Origin of the sequence: Pseudomonas sp. SZ57 (genome assembly GCF_009495975.1) — a bacterium.
GTDB lineage: Bacteria > Pseudomonadota > Gammaproteobacteria > Pseudomonadales > Pseudomonadaceae > Aquipseudomonas > Aquipseudomonas syringae.
The window spans coordinates 82378-100685 of record NZ_WIBD01000019.1; the positions used below are offsets into that span (position 1 = coordinate 82378).

An 18308-nucleotide genomic window follows, 5' to 3' on the forward strand; every position below is an offset into this window, starting at 1 on the left:
AATGGATACTTTCGGTTATCTGGGCCAGGGCTTCGGTGTCGCCCTGACGCCTTACAACCTGATCACGGCGCTGTGCGGAACACTGATCGGGACTGTCGTCGGCCTGCTGCCGGGGCTTGGACCGATCAACGGTGTAGCGCTGCTGATCCCGATCGCCTTCGCGCTGGGCCTGCCGCCCGAGTCGGCGCTGATTCTGCTGGCAGCCGTGTACCTGGGCTGCGAATACGGCGGACGCATCAGTTCGATCCTGCTGAACATTCCGGGTGAAGCCTCCACCGTGATGACCACCCTGGACGGTTACCCGATGGCCCGTCAGGGCCTGGCCGGGGTTGCACTGTCGCTGTCGGCATGGAGTTCGTTCATCGGCGCGTTCATCGCCACCTGCGGCATGGTGCTGTTCGCGCCCTTGCTCGCCAAATGGGCGATTGCCTTCGGTCCTGCGGAATACTTCGTGCTGATGGTGTTTGCGATCGTCTGTCTGGGCGGGATGGCCGGTGACCGGCCGCTGAAGACGTTCATTGCCGCGCTGATAGGGCTGTTCCTGTCTGCGGTCGGTATCGATGCCAACAGCGGGGTGTACCGTTTCACGGGTGACAACATTCACCTCACCGATGGCATTCAGTTCGTGGTGCTGGTGCTGGGCCTGTTTTCGATCAGCGAAATCCTCTTGCTGCTGGAGAAGACCCATCGCGGTCAGGAGGCCGTCAAGGCCACCGGACGCATGATGTTCAACGTCAAGGAAGCCGCTTCCGTGTTCGTGGTGAACATTCGCTGCGGTCTGCTGGGGTTCATCCTCGGCGTGCTGCCGGGTGCTGGTGCGACGCTGGCCAGTGCGGTCGCGTACATGACGGAAAAACGCATCGCCGGCGCCAGCGGAAAGTTCGGCCAAGGCGACATGCGCGGCCTGGCCGCACCCGAGACAGCCATCGGCGCGACGGCCTGCGGCGCCCTGGTGCCGATGCTGACGCTGGGCGTGCCCGGTTCAGGCACCACAGCGGTGATGATCGGCGCGTTGTCGCTGTACAACATCACGCCCGGGCCGATGCTGTTTCAACAGCAGCCGGACATTGTCTGGGGCCTGATCGCGTCGTTGTTCATCGCCAACATCATGCTGGTGATCCTCAACATCCCGATGATTCGCATCTTCACGCGCATCCTTGCCGTGCCGAACTGGGCGCTGGTGCCGGTGATTGCGATCATTACCGGCATCGGTGTGTATGCGGTGCACGCCACCACCTTCGACCTGTTCCTGATGGTCGGTATCGGTATCTTCGGTTACATCCTGCGCAAGCTGGACTTCCCGCTGTCGCCGATTCTGCTCGGGTTCATCCTCGGGGGTCTGATGGAGCAGAACCTGCGTCGTGCCCTGTCGATCTCCAACGGCGAACTGGGGATCCTCTGGTCGAGCCCGATTACCCTCGGGGTCTGGGTGGTGACCGTGTTCATGCTGCTGTTCCCGCTGCTGCGCATCTGGCGCAAGCGCGCCAAACAGCAGGCCGCTGCGACGCATGGCTGATTCGTCTCTGCGCCAATGGTGGGCAACGCCACTGGTCGGCCTGCTGGGCGGCTACCTCGCCAGCCAGGTCGGCTGGCCGTTGCCGTGGATGGTGGGCTCGTTGCTGGCAATCATCCTGGTGCGCTGCCTGACACCCTGGCAGTTGGCGCAGATTCCCGGCGGTCGCAAATGCGGTCAGTTGATCATCGGGATCGGCATCGGCCTGCACTTCACCCCGGTGGTCATCGAACAGGTACTGGCGCATTTCGGGCTGATTTTCATCGGTGCCCTGGTCACCAGCCTGTCGTGTCTGGTCGGCGTGTGGCTGATGCTGCGTACCGGCGAGGATCGCCCTACGGCGTTCTTCTCCAGCATGCCGGGCGGTTCCGGGGAGATGGTCAACCTCGGCGCGCGTAACGGTGCAACGCTGAGCAGTGTCGCGGCCGCACAAAGTCTGCGGGTACTCGCCGTCGTGCTGTGCGTGCCGGCGATCTTCAAATACCTATTGGGTGATGGCGCACCCGCCTTGCATGCCAGCGCCGTGGACTGGCGCTGGCTGGCCGTTCTGCTGCCGCTCGGGGCCGCGCTGGCCTGGCTGTGGCAACGCCTCAAGCAGCCCAATCCCTGGCTGTTCGGCCCGCTGTTGCTCAGCGCCGTGGCGAGCGTGGTCTGGGATCTGAAAATCGGCCTGCCCAACGGTGCCAGCCAGCTTGGCCAGTTGCTGATTGGCAGCGGGCTGGGTTGTCATTTCAATCGGGAGTTCTTTCGGCGTGCGCCATCGTTCCTGGCGCGCACGCTGCTGGGCACTGCGCTGACCATGCTGATCGCCGCGCTGGCGGCACTGGTGCTGAGCACCCTCACCCACCTGGACCTGCGTTCGCTGACGCTGGGCATGATGCCCGGCGGCATCGCAGAAATGAGCCTGACCGCCGAAGTGCTGCAACTGTCGGTGCCGCTGGTCACGGCCATGCAGGTCATGCGCCTGCTGTTCGTGCTGTTTCTCGCCGAGCCGCTGTACCGACGCTGGAACAAACGGCTCGCTGACTGAACAGGTCGCTGGAATCCTCTCAAATCAAAGCGCAGGCAAGCGCCAGTCGATCGGCGCGATGCCGTTTTGCTCAAGGTACTTGTTGGCCCGCCCGAAATGCCCGTTGCCCAGGAAGCCTTTGTAGGCTGACAACGGCGACGGATGGACGGAGGTCAGCACCAGATGCTTGGTCGCATCGACCAGTTTCTGCTTGCTCTGCGCATGAGCGCCCCACAGCAGGAACACCAGATGCGGCTGGTGCTCGCTGACCACTTGAATGATCCGGTCGGTGAAGTGCTGCCAGCCTTTTCCTGCATGGGAAGCCGCGTTGGCGCGCTCCACAGTGAGCGTGGTGTTCAGCAACAGCACGCCCTGATCAGCCCAGGATTGCAGACAACCGTGGTTCGGAATATCGATGTTCAGGTCGCGTTTCAGCTCTTTGTAGATGTTGACCAGCGATGGCGGCGTCGGCACACCCGGCTGCACCGAGAAGCACAGGCCATGCGCCTGATTCGGGCCGTGATAAGGGTCCTGGCCAAGGATGACCACTTTCACGTTATCCAGCGGCGTGGAGTTCAACGCATTGAAGATCAGTGGTCCGGGCGGATAGATTTCCTTGCCCGCCGCGTGCTCCTGAAGCAGAAACTCGCGCAATTGAGCCATGTAGGGTTGTTCGAATTCGTCACGCAGGGCTTCTTTCCAGCTCGGCTCAAGCTTGATGCGGTCGTCGCTAGTCATGGTTACATCCGGTAAAAACAATGCGCGGACACTAGGAAAGCCGGGCAGCAAAGTCAATGCCGGTTGCGCCATGCGCCTTCAAGATCGGATGTTGAGCGTCCAGAAAAGAGTGCCGACGCAGAACGTCGGCACGATAGTCAGTTTGCAACAGTCAGTTTGCAACAGTCAGTTCGCAGCTGTCGGTTCAAAGCGTTGGCAGGATAGCGAGCGCGTATATTTCAGCTATCGATGCCCACCGCGACCATCGCCGCGCCCGCCTCTTCCATGATCACGGCCATCTCGTCCGCCACGCCCACCGTGGTCATCCCAGCCACGGTTACCTCGATCGCCGCGGAAACCGTCGTTGCGGCCGAAGCCACCATTGCCGCGAAAGCCGTCATTGCGGCCAAAGCCATCGTTTCTCCACCCATAACCCGGCGGACGTCCCGGCTGGTAGTAGCGCGGCGGGGGCGGTGGCGCGTAATAACGGGGTGCCGGGGCGTAATAGCGGGGCTGGGTGTAATAGCGCGGTTGAGGCGCCACATAGATGCGTCGCTCCTGATAGTAGGTAGAGCGGTAGCCATTGTCATACGCGTAGGCACCGCCAACGACAGTCGGCTGCGTGTACACATCGGATTCGTAGTAACCGGGACCTGCGTAGCAACCAGAAAGGAAAAGGGTCAGCAACGTGATAAGCAAGGGTCTTCGATACATGGCGGCCTCCTGGACCGCGATTGGGCCAAACCAGCGACGCTGGTCGGCGTCCGTCAAAGCGGTTGGCGGACGAATTATCTGACACCGAAAAGGCCTTCTAGTGCCTTGGGGCTGCGTCGACGCCTCAATACAAACGATCGCCAGCAGATGCGCAAAGGCTCTGCAACCAAGGCCTGCAGGCCTGTTTCGGCCTTCTACAAACATGCTACAAAACATTTCATCCACCTTTGCCTCATCACGGTGCGGTCTCGCACCAGCACAAGGCAGTTCCTCCGGCAGCTGGCCGTCGAAGACTCGGCCAGCCCTTGAAAAACAAGGCGCAGCACGAGTTGGCACAACTCTCGCTTGATGAGCGGTGTGCAGGAGTCAACACAGGTTCGCGGCACCACAATTTGCAATAGCCGACTAGGGTTCCGGCTTGCCAACAGGCAAGTGGCTGGTCCGAGAGTTGGCGACCTCCAGTAGAGGTTACACGGCGGGACAAAAGCCCGGGAGACAGGGACACCAGTGGTGTCACGTTGCTCCTGGCCGCCTTTTTTCACTACTGGAGATTTCTCAACATGCAAAAGTCTCGTCTCTTCGGTCTGCTGACGGCAGGCCTGCTTGCTGCGTTGAGCCTCTCGGCGAATGCCGCCCAGAAAGATCACTTCAACGTCTGCTGGACCATCTACGCAGGCTGGATGCCGTGGGAATACGCAGGTAGCCAGGGCATCGTCGACAAGTGGGCGAAAAAGTACGGCATCAAGATCGATGTCACTCAGCTCAATGACTACGTCGAATCCATCAATCAGTACACCGCCGGCCAGTTCGATGGCTGCACCATGACCAACATGGACGCCCTGACCATCCCGGCCGCAGGTGGCGTGGAAAGCACGGCACTGATCGTCAGCGACTTCTCCAATGGCAATGACGGCATCGTGCTCAAGGGCGAAGGCAAGAAAGTCGCCGATCTGAAAGGCATGGACGTCAATCTGGTCGAACTGTCGGTGTCTCACTACCTGCTGGCCCGAGCGCTGGACAGCGTCAAGCTCAGTGAAAAAGACCTCAAGGTGGTCAACACCTCGGATGCCGATATCTCGGCAGCCTTCAATACCGACGATGTACAGGCGGTCACCACCTGGAACCCGATGCTCTCGGACATCAAGGCCAAGCCCGGCGTGACCGAGGTGTTCAACTCCAGCCAGATTCCCGGCGAGATCATGGACATGATGGTCGTCAACACCCAGACCCTGAAAGACAACCCGGCCCTGGGCAAAGCCCTGACCGGCGCCTGGTTTGAAGTGGTCGAACTGATGAACGCCAAAAACGCTCAGGGCAAGGCTGCGCTGGAACACATGGCCAAGGCATCGGGCACCGATCTGGCCGGCTTCCAGGCGCAACTGGACACCACCAAGCTGTTTGCCACACCCAGGGAAGCCCTTGAGTTCGCGACCAGCAAACAGCTGCCGGACACCCAGCGCAAAGTGGCTGACTTCTCGTTCGCCCACGGTTTGCTCGGCGAAGGCGCACGCGACGCCGATGCGGTCGGCATGTCGTTCGCCAATGGCGTGACGCTCGGCGACAAGGGCAATCTTAAGCTGCACTTTGACCCCAGCTACGTGCAGATGGCCGTCGACGGCAAGCTGTAAATCACGCTCAGTAGAAAGGTCATTGCCATGCGTTTGATAAACCGCCATCCGGATCGTGCCGGTCGCCTGATACTGGTGATCCTGCCGTTCGCCCTCTTGCTGTTCGCCTATTTCATGGGCTCGGCGACCCGGCTTGCGGAAAACCCCAGCGACAAACTGCTGCCCAGCGCGGTACAGATGGCCGATGCGGTCAAGCGCATGGCGTTCGTTGCCGATCCGCGCAGCGGTGACTACCTGCTGTGGCAGGACAGCGCATCGAGCCTGCAACGCCTGGCCATCGGCCTGGGGATCAGCGCGCTGTTGGGTCTGTGTCTGGGCATCGCAGCGGGCATCCTGCCGTTGTGCGGCGCACCGCTTTCGCCCTTGCTGACGGTGCTGTCGATGGTGCCGCCGCTGGCGATCCTGCCGATTCTGTTCATCGTGTTCGGTCTGGGCGAGTTATCGAAGGTGATGCTGATCGTGATCGGTATCACGCCGATTCTGGCCCGTGATCTGGAACAGCGCACCCGTGAAATCCCGGTCGAACTGCTGATCAAGGCGCAAACCCTCGGCGCCTCGACCTGGACACTGATCCTGCGGGTGATCCTGCCGCAATTGCTGCCACGCCTGTTGATCGCCCTGCGCCTGGTGCTGGGTTCGGCGTGGCTGTTCCTGATCGCCGCCGAGGCGATTGCTTCGACTGACGGCCTGGGCTACCGGATCTTCCTGGTGCGGCGCTATCTGGCGATGGACGTGATTCTGCCCTATGTGGTGTGGATCACCCTGCTTGCCTGGCTGATGGACTGGGGCCTGAAAGCCCTGACCCGACGTGCCTTTCCCTGGTACGAAGGAGCGCGAGCATGAGCTTTATCAGTGTGCGCAATGTCTGGCAGCAATACGCCGATCAAGTGGTGCTCGAGGGCCTCAACCTGGACGTGGCCGAAGGCGAGTTCTGCACGCTGGTCGGCGCGTCGGGCTGCGGCAAGTCGACCTTTCTGCGCCTGTTGCTGGGCCAGGAATCCCCCAGTCGCGGCCTGATCACGCTGGACGGCACGCCCCTGCGCAATGAGCCGGATGCCAGCCGTGGCGTGGTGTTTCAGCGCTATTCGGTGTTCCCGCACCTGTCGGTGCTCGACAACGTGGCGCTGGGTCTGGAGCTGCCCCGCTCGCCCTGGCTCGGCCGTCTGTTCGGCCAGGCCAAAAGCGAGGCGCGCGAGCACGCCGCACAGTTGCTCGGCAAGGTCGGCCTGGGGCATGCGCTGGACAAGTACCCGACGCAATTGTCGGGCGGCATGCAGCAGCGACTGGCCATCGCCCAGGCGCTGATCATGAAACCGCGCGTCCTGCTGCTGGACGAGCCGTTCGGCGCGCTCGACCCCGGTATCCGCAAGGACATGCACCACCTGCTGCTGGACCTGTGGCGCGAAACGAAACTGACCGTGTTCATGGTCACCCACGACTTGTCCGAAGGTTTCAACCTCGGCACCCGCCTGCTGGTTTTCGACAAGGTGCGCCACGACCCGCACGCGCCCGGCGCCTATGGCGCGCGCATCACTTACGACATCCCCCTCAACAGCGAACGCCGCGCCGAACGCGCCGCCATCGATTCGCTGCTCAACGTTTCAGAGGAGCCCGTTCAATGACTGACTCAACCACGCTGTACCCGGTTTTCGCCGAAGAGATGCTGCCCGGTGGCGGCCATCGTTCGTTCATCCTCAAGCGCGGCGAACTGCTGCGCCTGACCGACCTGCACGGCAACGCCAATGTCAGCCTGACCCTGCTCAACGCCCACGAAAAAACCGAGCGGCTGAACCTGCCCGACAGCCTCAAATGCCAGCACACCGCACGCCTGAGCAACGGTCATTGCCTGTATTCGGACATGGGCCGTGTACTGGCGGCCATTGTCACTGACACCTGCGGCTGGAGCGACAGCATCGGCGGCGTGCTCAATGCGCAGGAAGTCGCTGAAAAATACGGCCAGGGCCGGTATCAGGAATTGCGCAACGGCTTCTTTCGCAATGGCGTCGACAACCTGCTGGTCGAGCTGGGCAAATGGGGGCTGGGGCTGTCCGACCTGCTGATGACCCTCAACCTGTTCAGCCGTGTCGATGTCGACGAGGCAGGAACCCTGCACTTCGCGCCGAATAATTCCAAAGCCGGTGACTACATCGAACTCTACGCACCGATGGACACGCTGGTGGTGCTGACCGCGCTGCAACACCCGATGGACCCCAACCCCGAATACACCCCACAACCGCTGAAACTCAGCTGGATAAAAGCCGACGCCAGCGTCGCCGAGCACTGCCGCACCTCGCGTCCGGAAAACGAGCGCGGCTTCATCAATACCGACCGCCTGTTCGCCTGAGGAGCCTTGTCATGAATTCACCCACTCACCTTTGCTGCGACGCGACCATCCCGGCTGGCGAGCCGTTTCTGGCCGAGGTCAAGGCCGGGCAGACCGTACGCATCCTCGATCTGCAAGGCAATCAGGCCGTCGACACGCTGTTTTTCAGCCTGAGCAACCCACGTGAACGCTACGACGTGCAGCGCACCCTGCGCCGTCAGAACAGCGTGTACCTGACCACCGGCAGCGTGCTGTTTTCCAACCTCGGCCAGCCGATGCTGACCATTGTCGATGACACCTGCGGTCGCCACGACACGCTCGGTGGCGCGTGCGCGCAAGAGAGCAACACCGTGCGCTATGCCCTGGAAAAGCGCTACATGCACAGCTGCCGTGACAACTACCTGCGCGCCTGTATGCATGACGGTCGGCTGAGCAAGGCCGACATCGGCCCCAACATCAACTTCTTCATGAACGTACCCGTGACAGCCGAAGGCGGCCTGACCTTCGAAGACGGTATTTCCGCACCCGGCAAATACGTCGAGCTGCGCGCTGAAATGGACGTGATCGTGCTGATTTCCAACTGTCCGCAGCTCAACAACCCCTGCAACGGCTACAACCCGACGCCTGCGCAATTGTTGATTCGCAACTGACCCGGCACCTGCCCTCAGCAACGGACGACCGTTGCGTAGATTGATCAATAGCGGGACGGCCCGCTTCCCATCACGAAACCGAGCGCGACTGGGTTTCCGGGGTTATGCCATGTTCGACAAACTGCTGATCGCCAACCGTGGCGCCATTGCCTGCCGCATCCTGCGGACCCTGCGCACCTTGCAGGTCAAGGGCGTGGCGGTGTATTCCGAAGCCGACGCTGCCAGCCTGCACCTGATGCAGGCCGACGAAGCCCACAGCCTGGGCGAAGGCGGCGCAGCCGGAACGTATCTGGCGGTGGACAAGATCCTCGCCATCGCCAAAGCCAGCGGCGCCAAGGCTATTCATCCCGGCTACGGGTTTCTCTCCGAAAACGCTGCGTTCGCTCAGGCCTGCGAAGACGCCGGTATCGCCTTCGTCGGCCCGACGCCCGAGCAACTGCGCGTATTCGGCCTCAAGCACACCGCCCGAGCGTTGGCCAAGCAGCATGGCGTGCCCATGCTCGAAGGCACCGAACTGCTCGACAGTCTGGAGTCGGCCATCGCGGCAGCTCACAGCATCGGCTACCCGGTGATGCTCAAGAGCACTGCGGGCGGTGGTGGCATCGGCATGCGTGTGTGTCGCAGCGCCGAAGAGCTGGCCGACTCGTTCGAGGCGGTCAAACGCCTCGGTCAGAACAATTTCAGTGACGCGGGTGTGTTCATCGAGAAATACATCCAGCGCGCCCGCCACCTGGAAGTGCAGGTGTTCGGCGACGGGCAGGGCGAAGTGCTGGCGCTCGGCGTACGCGACTGCTCGGTACAGCGGCGCAATCAGAAAGTGCTGGAAGAGACCCCGGCCCCGAACCTGCCGCACGGCATGGCCGAAGAGCTGTGCGCAGCGGCTGTCAAACTTGCCAGGGCAGTCGATTATCGCAGCGCCGGGACGGTCGAGTTCGTCTTCGACAGTGAAGATCAGCGCTTCTATTTTCTGGAAGTGAACACACGCTTGCAGGTCGAGCACGGCGTCACCGAGCAGGTGTGGGGCGTGGATCTGGTCAGTTGGATGGTGCAACTGGCCGCCGGTGATCTGCCGCCGCTGGATCAGTTGCAGGCCGGCCTGAAACCGGTTGGCCATGCGATTCAGGCGCGGCTGTACGCGGAAGATCCGGGCCGTGACTTTCAGCCCTGCCCTGGCTTGCTGACAGCGGCTGATTTCCCGCCTGCGGATGGCCGGTCGCTGCGCATCGACACCTGGGTCGAGGCCGGTTGTGAGATACCGCCGTACTTCGACCCGATGATCGCCAAGCTGATCAGTTGGGCGCCGACCCGCGAGGACGCCAGCGCCGGGCTGATCGACGCGCTGAACGAAACACGCCTGTACGGTGTGGAAACCAATCGTGACTACCTGCGCCAGATCATTGTCGACGCGCCGTTCGCCAGTGGCCAGCCATGGACCCGCTGTCTGGAAGATCTGGTGTATCACGCTGACACCTTCGAGGTGTTGAGCGGCGGCACCCAGACCAGCGTTCAGGATTATCCGGGACGACTGGGCTACTGGGCGGTCGGTGTACCGCCATCCGGGCCGATGGACAGCCGCGCGTTGCGCCAGGGCAATGGCTTGCTGGGCAACCCTGAAGGATGCGCCGCGCTGGAAATAACCATGAGCGGGCCGCTACTGCGTTTCAACACTGATGCGGTGGTCGCAGTGACCGGTGCGCACATCCCGATCACCCTTGATGGCCAATCCTGTGCGATGAACACCGCGCTATTCGTGAGCGCCGGTTCGACGTTGTCGCTGGGCACCATCGCAGGCGCCGGTGTACGCAGCTATCTGTGCGTGCGCGGCGGGCTCGACGTGCCGGATTACCTGGGCAGCAAAAGTACCTTTACCCTCGGCCAGTTCGGCGGTCATGGCGGTCGCGCGCTGCGTGCCGGCGATGTGCTGCACATCGCGCCCCTGATGGAGCGCAGTGCGGGGCAGCGGATTGCCGATGAGGCACTTGAAGCGCTGACAGACGTGCGCCGGATGAGGGTCATTTACGGTCCGCATGCCGCCCCTGAATACTTCACCGAAGCGTACATCGAGAGGTTTTTCGCGACCGACTGGGAAGTGCATTTCAACTCCAGCCGCACCGGCGTGCGCCTGATCGGCCCCAAACCCGAATGGGTGCGTGCCGATGGCGGCGAGGCGGGGTTGCACCCTTCCAACATTCACGACAACCCGTATGCGATCGGCGCGGTGGATTTCACCGGCGACATGCCGGTAATCCTCGGGCCGGACGGCCCCAGCCTGGGCGGATTCGTCTGCCCGGTGACCATCATCGAAGCGGACCTGTGGCAGCTGGGGCAATTGAAGGCTGGCGACAGAGTCCGATTCACCCCGGTGAGCGTCGAGGCGTGTCATGCAGAACGATGTGGAGGCGCGCTTGCTAGCGAAGACCATATTCCTGACGCAGAAAACCCATCGACTGCAACGTCCTCTTCGCGAGCAAGCTCGCTCCCACAAGGCACCGCAAACTCCCGTAGGAGCGAACTTGTTCGCGAAGGCTATATTCCTGACGCAGCAAATCCATCGACTGCAACGCCCTCTTCGCGAGCAAGCTCGCTCCCACAAGGCACCGCAAACTCCAGTAGGAGCGAACTTGTTCGCGAAGGCTATAGTCCTGACGCAGAATATCCATCGACTGCACTGCCCTCTTCGCGGACAAGTCCGCTCCTACAGGACACCGCGAACTCCCGTGGGAGCGAGCTTGCTCGCGAAGACAGTATTCCTGACGCAGAAAATCCATCGACCGCAACGCCCTCTTCGCGAGCAAGCTCGCTCCCACAAGGCACCGCAAACTCCCGTAGGAGCGAACTTGTTCGCGAAGGCTATAGTCCAGACGCAGCAGATCAATCGACTGCACTGCCCTCTTCGCGGACAAGTCCGCTCCTACAGGGCACCGCAAACTCCCGTGGGAGCGAGCTTGCTCGCGAAGACAGTATTCCTGACGCAGAAAATCCATCGACTGCAACACCCTCTTCGCGGACAAGTCCGCTCCTAAAGGACACCGCGAACTCCCGTGGGAGCGAGCTTGCTCGCGAAGGCTATATTCCTGACGCAGAAAACCCATCGGCTGCAACGCCCTCTTCGCGGACAAGTCCGCTCCTACAGGGCACCGCAAACTCCCGTGACAGCGAAGTTGTCCGCATAGAAGATCTGCCCTCCCCGGTCATCCTCGACATTGGCCAGGACGATAAACGCCTGGTTGCGCGTCTGTCCGGGGATACCCATCTGCTGCTGGAAATCGGTGCGCCGGAGCTGGACCTGGTGCTGCGTCTGCGCGGCCATGCCTTGATGCTTGCGCTGGAGGCCAAGGCGCTGGCGGGGGTGATCGATCTGACGCCGGGCATTCGCTCGCTGCAAGTCCACTACCGCCCCGAGCAACTGCCGCTTCGGCAACTGCTCGACATCGTCGCCGGAGAATGGGACGCGGTGTGCGCCGCGAAAGACCTGCAAGTGGCCTCGCGCATCGTCCATCTGCCGCTGTCCTGGGACGACCCGGCCTGCCAGCTGGCCATCGAAAAGTACATGACCACAGTACGCAAGGACGCGCCCTGGTGCCCGAGCAACCTGGAGTTCATCCGCCGTATCAATGACCTGCCCAACCTCGACGAAGTGCAACGTACAGTGTTCGACGCCAGTTATCTGGTCATGGGGCTGGGCGATGTGTACCTCGGCGCACCGGTGGCCACGCCGCTGGACCCGCGCCATCGGCTGGTCACCACCAAGTACAACCCGGCACGCACCTGGACCGCCGAAAATTCGGTGGGCATCGGCGGCGCCTACATGTGCGTGTACGGCATGGAAGGCCCCGGCGGTTATCAGTTCGTCGGCCGCACGTTGCAGATGTGGAATCGCTATCGCGACGTCGCAGCCTTCGAGGGCAAACCATGGCTGTTGCGCTTCTTCGATCAGATCCGTTTCTACCCGGTCAGCGCCGACGAACTGTTGCGTATCCGCCGCGACTTCCCGCTGGGTCGCTTTGCCCTGAACATCGAACACAGCACCCTGAATCTGGCTGATTACCTGGCCTTCCTGAGCCGCGAAGCCGAAGGCATTACGGCGTTCCGCGCCCAGCAAAACGCCGCCTTCAACGCCGAGCGCGAACGCTGGATCGCCAACGGGCAGGCCGATTTCCAGAGCGATGAAGGCGTGGCGCCGAACACCGAAGAACAGCCTCTGCAACCCGGCCAGCAAGGCGTCGACAGCCACATCGCCGGCAATCTCTGGCAAGTCCAGGTGCAACCGGGCGACCGCGTTGAAGCAGGCGATGTGCTGGTGATTCTGGAGTCCATGAAAATGGAAATCCCCCTGCTCGCCCCGATCGCCGGCGTGGTGCAGGACGTCAGGGTGCAACCCGGCTCGGCAGTACGCGCAGGGCAACGGGTCGTGGTGCTGGCCGCAGACTGAATCGACCCACTTTTCACTTGCAAGGGAATCCCGTCATGAACGACACAGCATTGCCCAATGACCTGCGCCTGGACACCGTACGCGCGCTCTACCAGTCCGGCCGGACATCGCCGCGCCAGCTGATCCTGGCGCTGCGCGAAAAAGCCGCAAGGCTGAACAGCGATTATCACTTGTTCATCCACCTGCTCAGCGCGGCTGAACTCGAGCCTTACCTGGCCGCACTGGACGATCGCGCCCCCGGAGACCTGCCACTGTTCGGCGTGCCCTTCGCGATCAAGGACAATATTGATCTGGCGACCATTCCAACCACCGCGGCCTGCCCGGACTACGCCTACACACCCGAGCACTCGGCAAGCGTCGTCGCGCAACTGATCGCGCTGGGCGCAGTGCCCATGGGCAAGACCAATCTGGACCAGTTCGCCACAGGTTTGAACGGCAGCCGCTCGCCCTATGGCGCCTGCCCCAACAGCGTGTTGAACGAGTACCCGTCCGGCGGTTCGAGCGCTGGCTCGTCGCTGGCCGTGGCACTGGGCGTGAGCAGCTTCTCGCTGGGCACCGACACGGCGGGCTCGGGCAGGGTGCCCGCGGCACTGAATAACCTGGTGGGAATGAAAGCCAGCAAGGGACTGATTTCCACGGCGGGCGTGGTGCCCGCATGCCGCACGCAGGATTGTGTCTCGACCTTCACCGCCACGGCGCGGGAAGCCAGCGAGCTACTGGCACTGATCGCCGCATTTGATCCGCGCGATGAGTACAGCCGTCGCAACCCGCTGTGGAACGACGCCTCGGCTTTCGGCACGCCTCGCCCGTTTCGCTTCGGTGTACCCCGCGCCGAGGACCTGCAGTTCTTCGGCTGTACCGAGGGGCCGAGGCTGTTCAACGCAGCCATCGACCACCTTATCGCGCTGGGTGGCGAAGCGGTCACGGTGGACTTGTCACCGTTTCTCGAAGCCGCGCGGTTGCTGTACGAGGGGCCGTGGGTGGCCGAACGCTACAGCGTCGCCGGGCAGTTGATGGAAGAACACCCTGACGCCGTATTGCCGGTGATCCGCGACGTGCTGGCCAAGGCTCCCCAGGTCAGCGGGGTCGATACGTTTCGCGCGCAATACCGCCTGCAAGCGCTCAAGGCGACGTGCGATCGGGCACTTGAGGGGCTGGAGTGCGTGGTGACGCCAAGCATCGGCCGCCCGGTGACATCGGCAGAGCTGGCGGCCGAGCCGGTGTTGCGTAACTCGGAGCTGGGTTACTACACGAATTTCGTCAACCTGCTCGACTACGCCGCCGTCGCCGTGCCCAGCGCGTTCATGGGCAACGGTCTGCCGTGGGGCGTGACGCTGTTCGGACGCGCATTCACCGATCAGTACCTGCTCAGCCTGGCCGACGCCTTGCAACGGCAAACCGCCCTGCCCTTGATTGGCGGCGAAGCACCTCGGCTGCCTGTACCGCAAACCACTGCGCGCAACGATATGGCACGGTTGGTGGTCTGCGGTGCTCACCTGGACGGACTGGCATTGAACTGGCAGCTCAGGCAACGAGGGGCACGCCTGCTGGAAACCACGCAAAGCTCGGCCGACTATCGGCTGTATGCGCTGGCCGGTGGTCCGCCCTTCCGGCCTGGCATGGTGCGGGTGGCCGAACACGGCGTAGCCATCGACGTGGAGGTCTGGGAGTTGCCAAGTAACGAATTGGGGTCGTTTCTGACCGGCATTCCGGCACCGCTCGGGCTGGGCAAGGTGCAATTGGCCGACGGCCGCTGGGAGACCGGTTTCATCTGCGAAGCCTATGGCCTGGAAGGTGCCCGCGACATCAGCCATCTCGGCGGCTGGCGTGCGCACGTGCGACAGCAGTAAGCGCCAGGCGGCATGCTCGGGCGTGCCGCCTCACTCTTTCAGCGCGCCGAAGTGTCGCAATACATAGTTATGACCTTCCCCATCGCGCTTCCCGAAATAATGGGCATTCATTCATTTTGACCGCACGTCATGAACCCCATCTGGAGTCCGCTTCGCCAGGACACGCTGTTTCATCCGTCCTCTATGCTGCTGGAGCAAACCAGCGTTCTGCGTCCCGAGCACAGCATTAGCAGGCACGACACACTAAACGCACCAATGCCGTTTATCCTGCCGGACGGCTTTTCAGTGCCCGAGCCAACACCGTCGCCTGCAGTGGCCGAAGAAAGCGAGCCAAAAGACGCCTCGCCACACATCGAGCGACAACTCAGGGCCATGCGTAACAGCGCAGGTTTCCGGCTGATTGCCGACTCGACGTTACTCCTGAAAGCCTGCCAGCTGGACATGGACTTTCCACCGACCCGACAGGATTACGTTCGCCAGCAACTGACCACGCTGCTCACGCAGATGAGCGGCAAGGCACTCGACCCGGACGCCCTGCAGATCACCTTCAGCAACGATGACCGACCTGCTGTGGACGACAATGGACACGAGCATTACAGCGTCAGCCTGTCGCTGACCGATGTGGCGCTGGCCAGCTTCGAACCCGCGCATTTCCAGGCGCTGTCGCGTAGCACCCTTGCCGATCTTTCACTGCGCGAAGACACGCCTGCGCTGACAACCGCGCAGATGTTCAGGCTGATTGGCGAGCTGCCGCTCAAACGCGATTACAACGCCGTATTGCAGCTCTTCAGGACACGACACGAAGCAACCTGGCGCACCTTGTCGCGGCTGGCGTTCCTTGACAACCTGGCTCGGCAGCTCAACCACAGACACATCAGTCGGGACGGTTATTGGCTGGCGCGGGACGCCATGGGACTTGATCGGTCTCCCATCGACACCGACACGATCAGCATGAGCGGACGAGGTGAAAAATCCGAGGTCCGGGTCCTGACGCTGAATGGCAAACAGGTGCCGGGGATATTTCAGATCAGCTCGAAAACCACCTCGCACTGTTTCATTCACATTCTGGGTGCCAAGGGTAACGTCATCGAATACATCAGCGATGATCCACGCCAGATGAGCAGGCAGCTGCTGGCGGCCATGAACGCCTCAGGGCTCTACGGCCAGGTATTTCTTGCGCTTGAGCAGCATGCCGGCATCGTTGTCGAGGCGCCGCTGATCGAAGGCGACCTGTTCAGCGCACTGACCCAGGCTTCGTTCGCCGGGCTTCTTGCCGACAGCCACGCGCGCAGCACGCTCGACCTGCTCAGGCCAGTCGCTCGCGGCCTGGCGCTGGCAGGTGCCGCAGACCTGTGGCAGACACAGCCGAGCATTCTGGAGCAGATCCCGGTTGCGTCGAAAATGGCCGGCCAGGTCATGGCGAGCTATCTGCAGGAAAACCACGCGCTGACGCACAACCCCGAGCATGTGTTCATCGCTTATCAACCCGGCTATTCGAGCAAACCCCTGGGCAACCCCCGATTGCCGCCTACCTATGTTCACACCCCCGACCCGAGGCCGATCAGCCTGAGCGAGGCGCTGATAAGTAACTATCGAGTCGATCACCCTGCTGGCTATATCGATCACGGCGGCGGCACCGTGGTCTTCTTCGACCCCACCGGGCAGGGCGACAGTGAGCAGGGTCAGGTGCTTGATATCAGCCCGCAGGCGCTCGAGGACTACATCAGAGCCTTCGACTTTCTGACCTGGATGACTCAACGCATACACGACTTCTGGGATCAGCAGAGAACCGCCATAGAACAGGCGTTCAGAACCACGTTCATCAGCCAGGCGTTGATCAGCCTGAAGCGCGGCAGCCTCACGCGCGGCACATTCGATCTGCTCGTGGAAACCCTTGCGCCCGCTGCACCCGGTCAATGGCGGTCACTCGGTTTTTTCGTTCAGGGCGCGTTGACCGACGGCATGCAGGAGCAATACACCGGCCTGCTGGTACTTGAGCAGCCGGGCTTGCCGAACGTGCTTTATCAGGTAGGCCACGCCGATGCGTTCATCGAGTTTGCAGATGACACGGCGCTGAAGCAGCATCTGAATCGGGCAACGGCCAGTCCGGAATGGCGTGAGGCGGTCATGCGCTATGTTCCCCGCCGTCATCACCCGCGCCTGGACTACCTGCTCAAATTATGGGGCGGGACACAGGCGCCCAACCCGCCCGTTTCCATCCTTCGCCCCTGGACCGATGCGCTGTACAACCCGGACACGCGCCAGGCCATGAGCCACTCGTTGTGTGAGAAAAGACTGGAAGACACGCCATTCGCTTTTCTGCACCAACTGCTCAAACAGAACGCACTGGATGACGCAGAGGATCAGATCGTCACGTCAACGCAGGTAACGCTGGCGGACTGGACCGACCGGCTTCAGCAATTACAGCGACTGCTGGTGCCGATGTCCTTGTTGCTGACACCTGCGCTCATTGCCTCCCTGGCGACGGAGATTGGCATCACCTCGCTGGCCATTGCCGCAACGCATCTGCCGGGCAGCCGTTACGCAGAGAAAAACCAGGCGCTGCTGGCCACGCTGACGCTGGGCTTGCTGCAACTGGCTCCGCACACGCCAAGGATGCTGCGCTCCCTGAGCCGAATCGTAAAACCTGCCGTGAGCAGTTCCCAAACCGTAGCGATTACGCTCGACCGGGCGTTCGGCACCCGGCCATTGCGCAGGCAGTTTGTCACCCCGCGCCAGACCCGGCTGGAGAAATTCTTTCACACCGACGCCCTGCTCAAACGCTGGACTGTCAGCACTGCCGTCTCGTCAAACCTGTTGCAGGTGCATGCCTGGAAGCTGGGTAAAAGGTTCCTGTTGTGGACATCGGACAGAGGTCAGGCGCGCACTCTGGTGGTCAGCAGCCACGGGTACTACACGCCGTGGTCCCGAACCGTGAAGATCCCCAATGGCACCGAGATTCGCACCTACGCGCCGCATGGCTACGAACTGGTGGACCCGAAACTGCATCGGGTCGTCAACAAGAATGCCCGGCCATTCGCACGTTCCAACACGGCGGTGCACAGCGTGATGCAGCCCACGCCGCTTGAACCTCTACTTCTCACCGACAAGCTGATAGCAGGCACTTCGCTGCCCGGCAGACTGAAGAACTACAGCCTGTCCAAGTTTCAGACGACCACCAGCGAGAGCTATGACGAGATCGCAAGCGTGGTGGGCAATTCGCGGGCGTCGCCCTTGCGCGGCTGGTTGCCGCCGACGCCGATGGATGTTCTGACAGTGCGCAACCGCTTCGGCATGCCCCCGCCATCGTTGGCCGACCTGTTCGAAAGCCTGTCCATACAAGGCATCCATTACGACAGAATATTACTGGTGCACTGCCGGTGTGCCGCGATATCTGCGCTGATGAACCGCTCACCCGTCTATCATGCACCGGCAGCGAGCTCGGTGATTGCTAATATGGCCTGAACCGAAC

Annotated in this window: 12 protein-coding genes and 1 riboswitch; of the genes, 10 read left to right on the plus strand and 2 right to left on the minus strand. The window is 62.0% G+C overall.

The window, feature by feature from the left end; genetic code table 11:
- Position 1: 1 nt before the first annotated feature.
- The gene (locus GE543_RS17410; RefSeq protein WP_153221979.1) at positions 2–1516 is read left to right on the plus strand and encodes a tripartite tricarboxylate transporter permease; all 1515 of its coding nucleotides are present in this window, start codon (positions 2–4) and stop codon (positions 1514–1516) included.
- Positions 1509–2543, plus strand: coding sequence for an AbrB family transcriptional regulator (locus GE543_RS17415; RefSeq protein WP_153221980.1), 1035 nt, complete (start codon positions 1509–1511; stop codon positions 2541–2543). Before GE543_RS17410 ends, GE543_RS17415 begins: the two co-directional genes overlap by 8 nt.
- Before the next feature lie 24 nt (positions 2544–2567).
- Here the strand turns inward: GE543_RS17415 and ung are convergent, their stop codons facing one another.
- The gene (ung, locus tag GE543_RS17420) at positions 2568–3260 is read right to left on the minus strand and encodes a uracil-DNA glycosylase (RefSeq protein WP_153221981.1); all 693 of its coding nucleotides are present in this window, start codon (positions 3258–3260) and stop codon (positions 2568–2570) included.
- Positions 3261–3482: 222 nt separating this feature from the next.
- Positions 3483–3869 (minus strand): hypothetical protein, encoded by a 387-nt coding sequence (locus GE543_RS17425; protein WP_161632673.1) that lies wholly within the window; start codon positions 3867–3869, stop codon positions 3483–3485.
- Positions 3870–4347: 478 nt separating this feature from the next.
- Positions 4348–4450: riboswitch (guanidine-I (ykkC/yxkD leader) on the plus strand.
- A gap of 63 nt (positions 4451–4513) precedes the next feature.
- Between GE543_RS17425 and GE543_RS17430 the strand changes: the two genes are divergently transcribed.
- From GE543_RS17430 to GE543_RS17465, 8 genes are all read left to right on the plus strand, one after another.
- Entirely contained in the window at positions 4514–5581 is a 1068-nt protein-coding gene (locus GE543_RS17430) for a putative urea ABC transporter substrate-binding protein (RefSeq protein ID WP_153221982.1), read from the plus strand.
- Positions 5582–5608: 27 nt separating this feature from the next.
- On the plus strand, positions 5609–6424 hold the full coding sequence (locus GE543_RS17435) for an ABC transporter permease (RefSeq protein WP_153221983.1): 816 nt from the start codon (positions 5609–5611) through the stop codon (positions 6422–6424).
- Positions 6421–7203, plus strand: coding sequence for an ABC transporter ATP-binding protein (locus tag GE543_RS17440; protein WP_024660702.1), 783 nt, complete (start codon positions 6421–6423; stop codon positions 7201–7203). Before GE543_RS17435 ends, GE543_RS17440 begins: the two co-directional genes overlap by 4 nt.
- Positions 7200–7925 carry an urea amidolyase associated protein UAAP1 gene (locus GE543_RS17445; protein WP_153221984.1) on the plus strand — a complete coding sequence of 242 codons (726 nt, stop codon included), beginning with the start codon at positions 7200–7202 and terminating at the stop codon, positions 7923–7925. The genes GE543_RS17440 and GE543_RS17445 overlap by 4 nt, the downstream gene beginning before the upstream one ends.
- A gap of 11 nt (positions 7926–7936) precedes the next feature.
- Complete coding sequence (locus GE543_RS17450; RefSeq protein ID WP_003413046.1) at positions 7937–8554, plus strand: urea amidolyase associated protein UAAP2; 618 nt, start codon at positions 7937–7939, stop codon at positions 8552–8554.
- Positions 8555–8663: 109 nt separating this feature from the next.
- A complete protein-coding gene (locus GE543_RS17455) occupies positions 8664–12986 on the plus strand; it encodes a 5-oxoprolinase/urea amidolyase family protein (RefSeq protein ID WP_153221985.1) in 4323 nt (1440 codons plus the stop codon).
- Positions 12987–13021: 35 nt separating this feature from the next.
- Positions 13022–14836 carry an allophanate hydrolase gene (atzF, locus tag GE543_RS17460; protein WP_153221986.1) on the plus strand — a complete coding sequence of 605 codons (1815 nt, stop codon included), beginning with the start codon at positions 13022–13024 and terminating at the stop codon, positions 14834–14836.
- Between the two features lie 129 nt (positions 14837–14965).
- Positions 14966–18301: a dermonecrotic toxin domain-containing protein gene (locus tag GE543_RS17465; RefSeq protein WP_153221987.1), complete on the plus strand. Its 3336-nt coding sequence runs from the start codon at positions 14966–14968 to the stop codon at positions 18299–18301.
- The last annotated feature ends 7 nt before the right edge of the window (positions 18302–18308 follow it).

What these genes read in the sequence shown, in the direction of transcription:
- GE543_RS17445 (WP_153221984.1), top strand. Translation starts at nt 7,200, where the DNA reads ATGACTGACTCAACCACGCTGTACCCGGTTTTCGCCGAAGAGATGCTG.
- GE543_RS17465 (WP_153221987.1), top strand. Translation starts at nt 14,966, where the DNA reads ATGAACCCCATCTGGAGTCCGCTTCGCCAGGACACGCTGTTTCATCCG.
- GE543_RS17440 (WP_024660702.1), top strand. Translation starts at nt 6,421, where the DNA reads ATGAGCTTTATCAGTGTGCGCAATGTCTGGCAGCAATACGCCGATCAA.
- GE543_RS17435 (WP_153221983.1), top strand. Translation starts at nt 5,609, where the DNA reads ATGCGTTTGATAAACCGCCATCCGGATCGTGCCGGTCGCCTGATACTG.
- GE543_RS17415 (WP_153221980.1), top strand. Translation starts at nt 1,509, where the DNA reads ATGGCTGATTCGTCTCTGCGCCAATGGTGGGCAACGCCACTGGTCGGC.
- GE543_RS17455 (WP_153221985.1), top strand. Translation starts at nt 8,664, where the DNA reads ATGTTCGACAAACTGCTGATCGCCAACCGTGGCGCCATTGCCTGCCGC.
- GE543_RS17450 (WP_003413046.1), top strand. Translation starts at nt 7,937, where the DNA reads ATGAATTCACCCACTCACCTTTGCTGCGACGCGACCATCCCGGCTGGC.
- GE543_RS17410 (WP_153221979.1), top strand. Translation starts at nt 2, where the DNA reads ATGGATACTTTCGGTTATCTGGGCCAGGGCTTCGGTGTCGCCCTGACG.
- GE543_RS17430 (WP_153221982.1), top strand. Translation starts at nt 4,514, where the DNA reads ATGCAAAAGTCTCGTCTCTTCGGTCTGCTGACGGCAGGCCTGCTTGCT.
- atzF (WP_153221986.1), top strand. Translation starts at nt 13,022, where the DNA reads ATGAACGACACAGCATTGCCCAATGACCTGCGCCTGGACACCGTACGC.
- ung (WP_153221981.1), bottom strand. Translation starts at nt 3,260, where the DNA reads ATGACTAGCGACGACCGCATCAAGCTTGAGCCGAGCTGGAAAGAAGCC.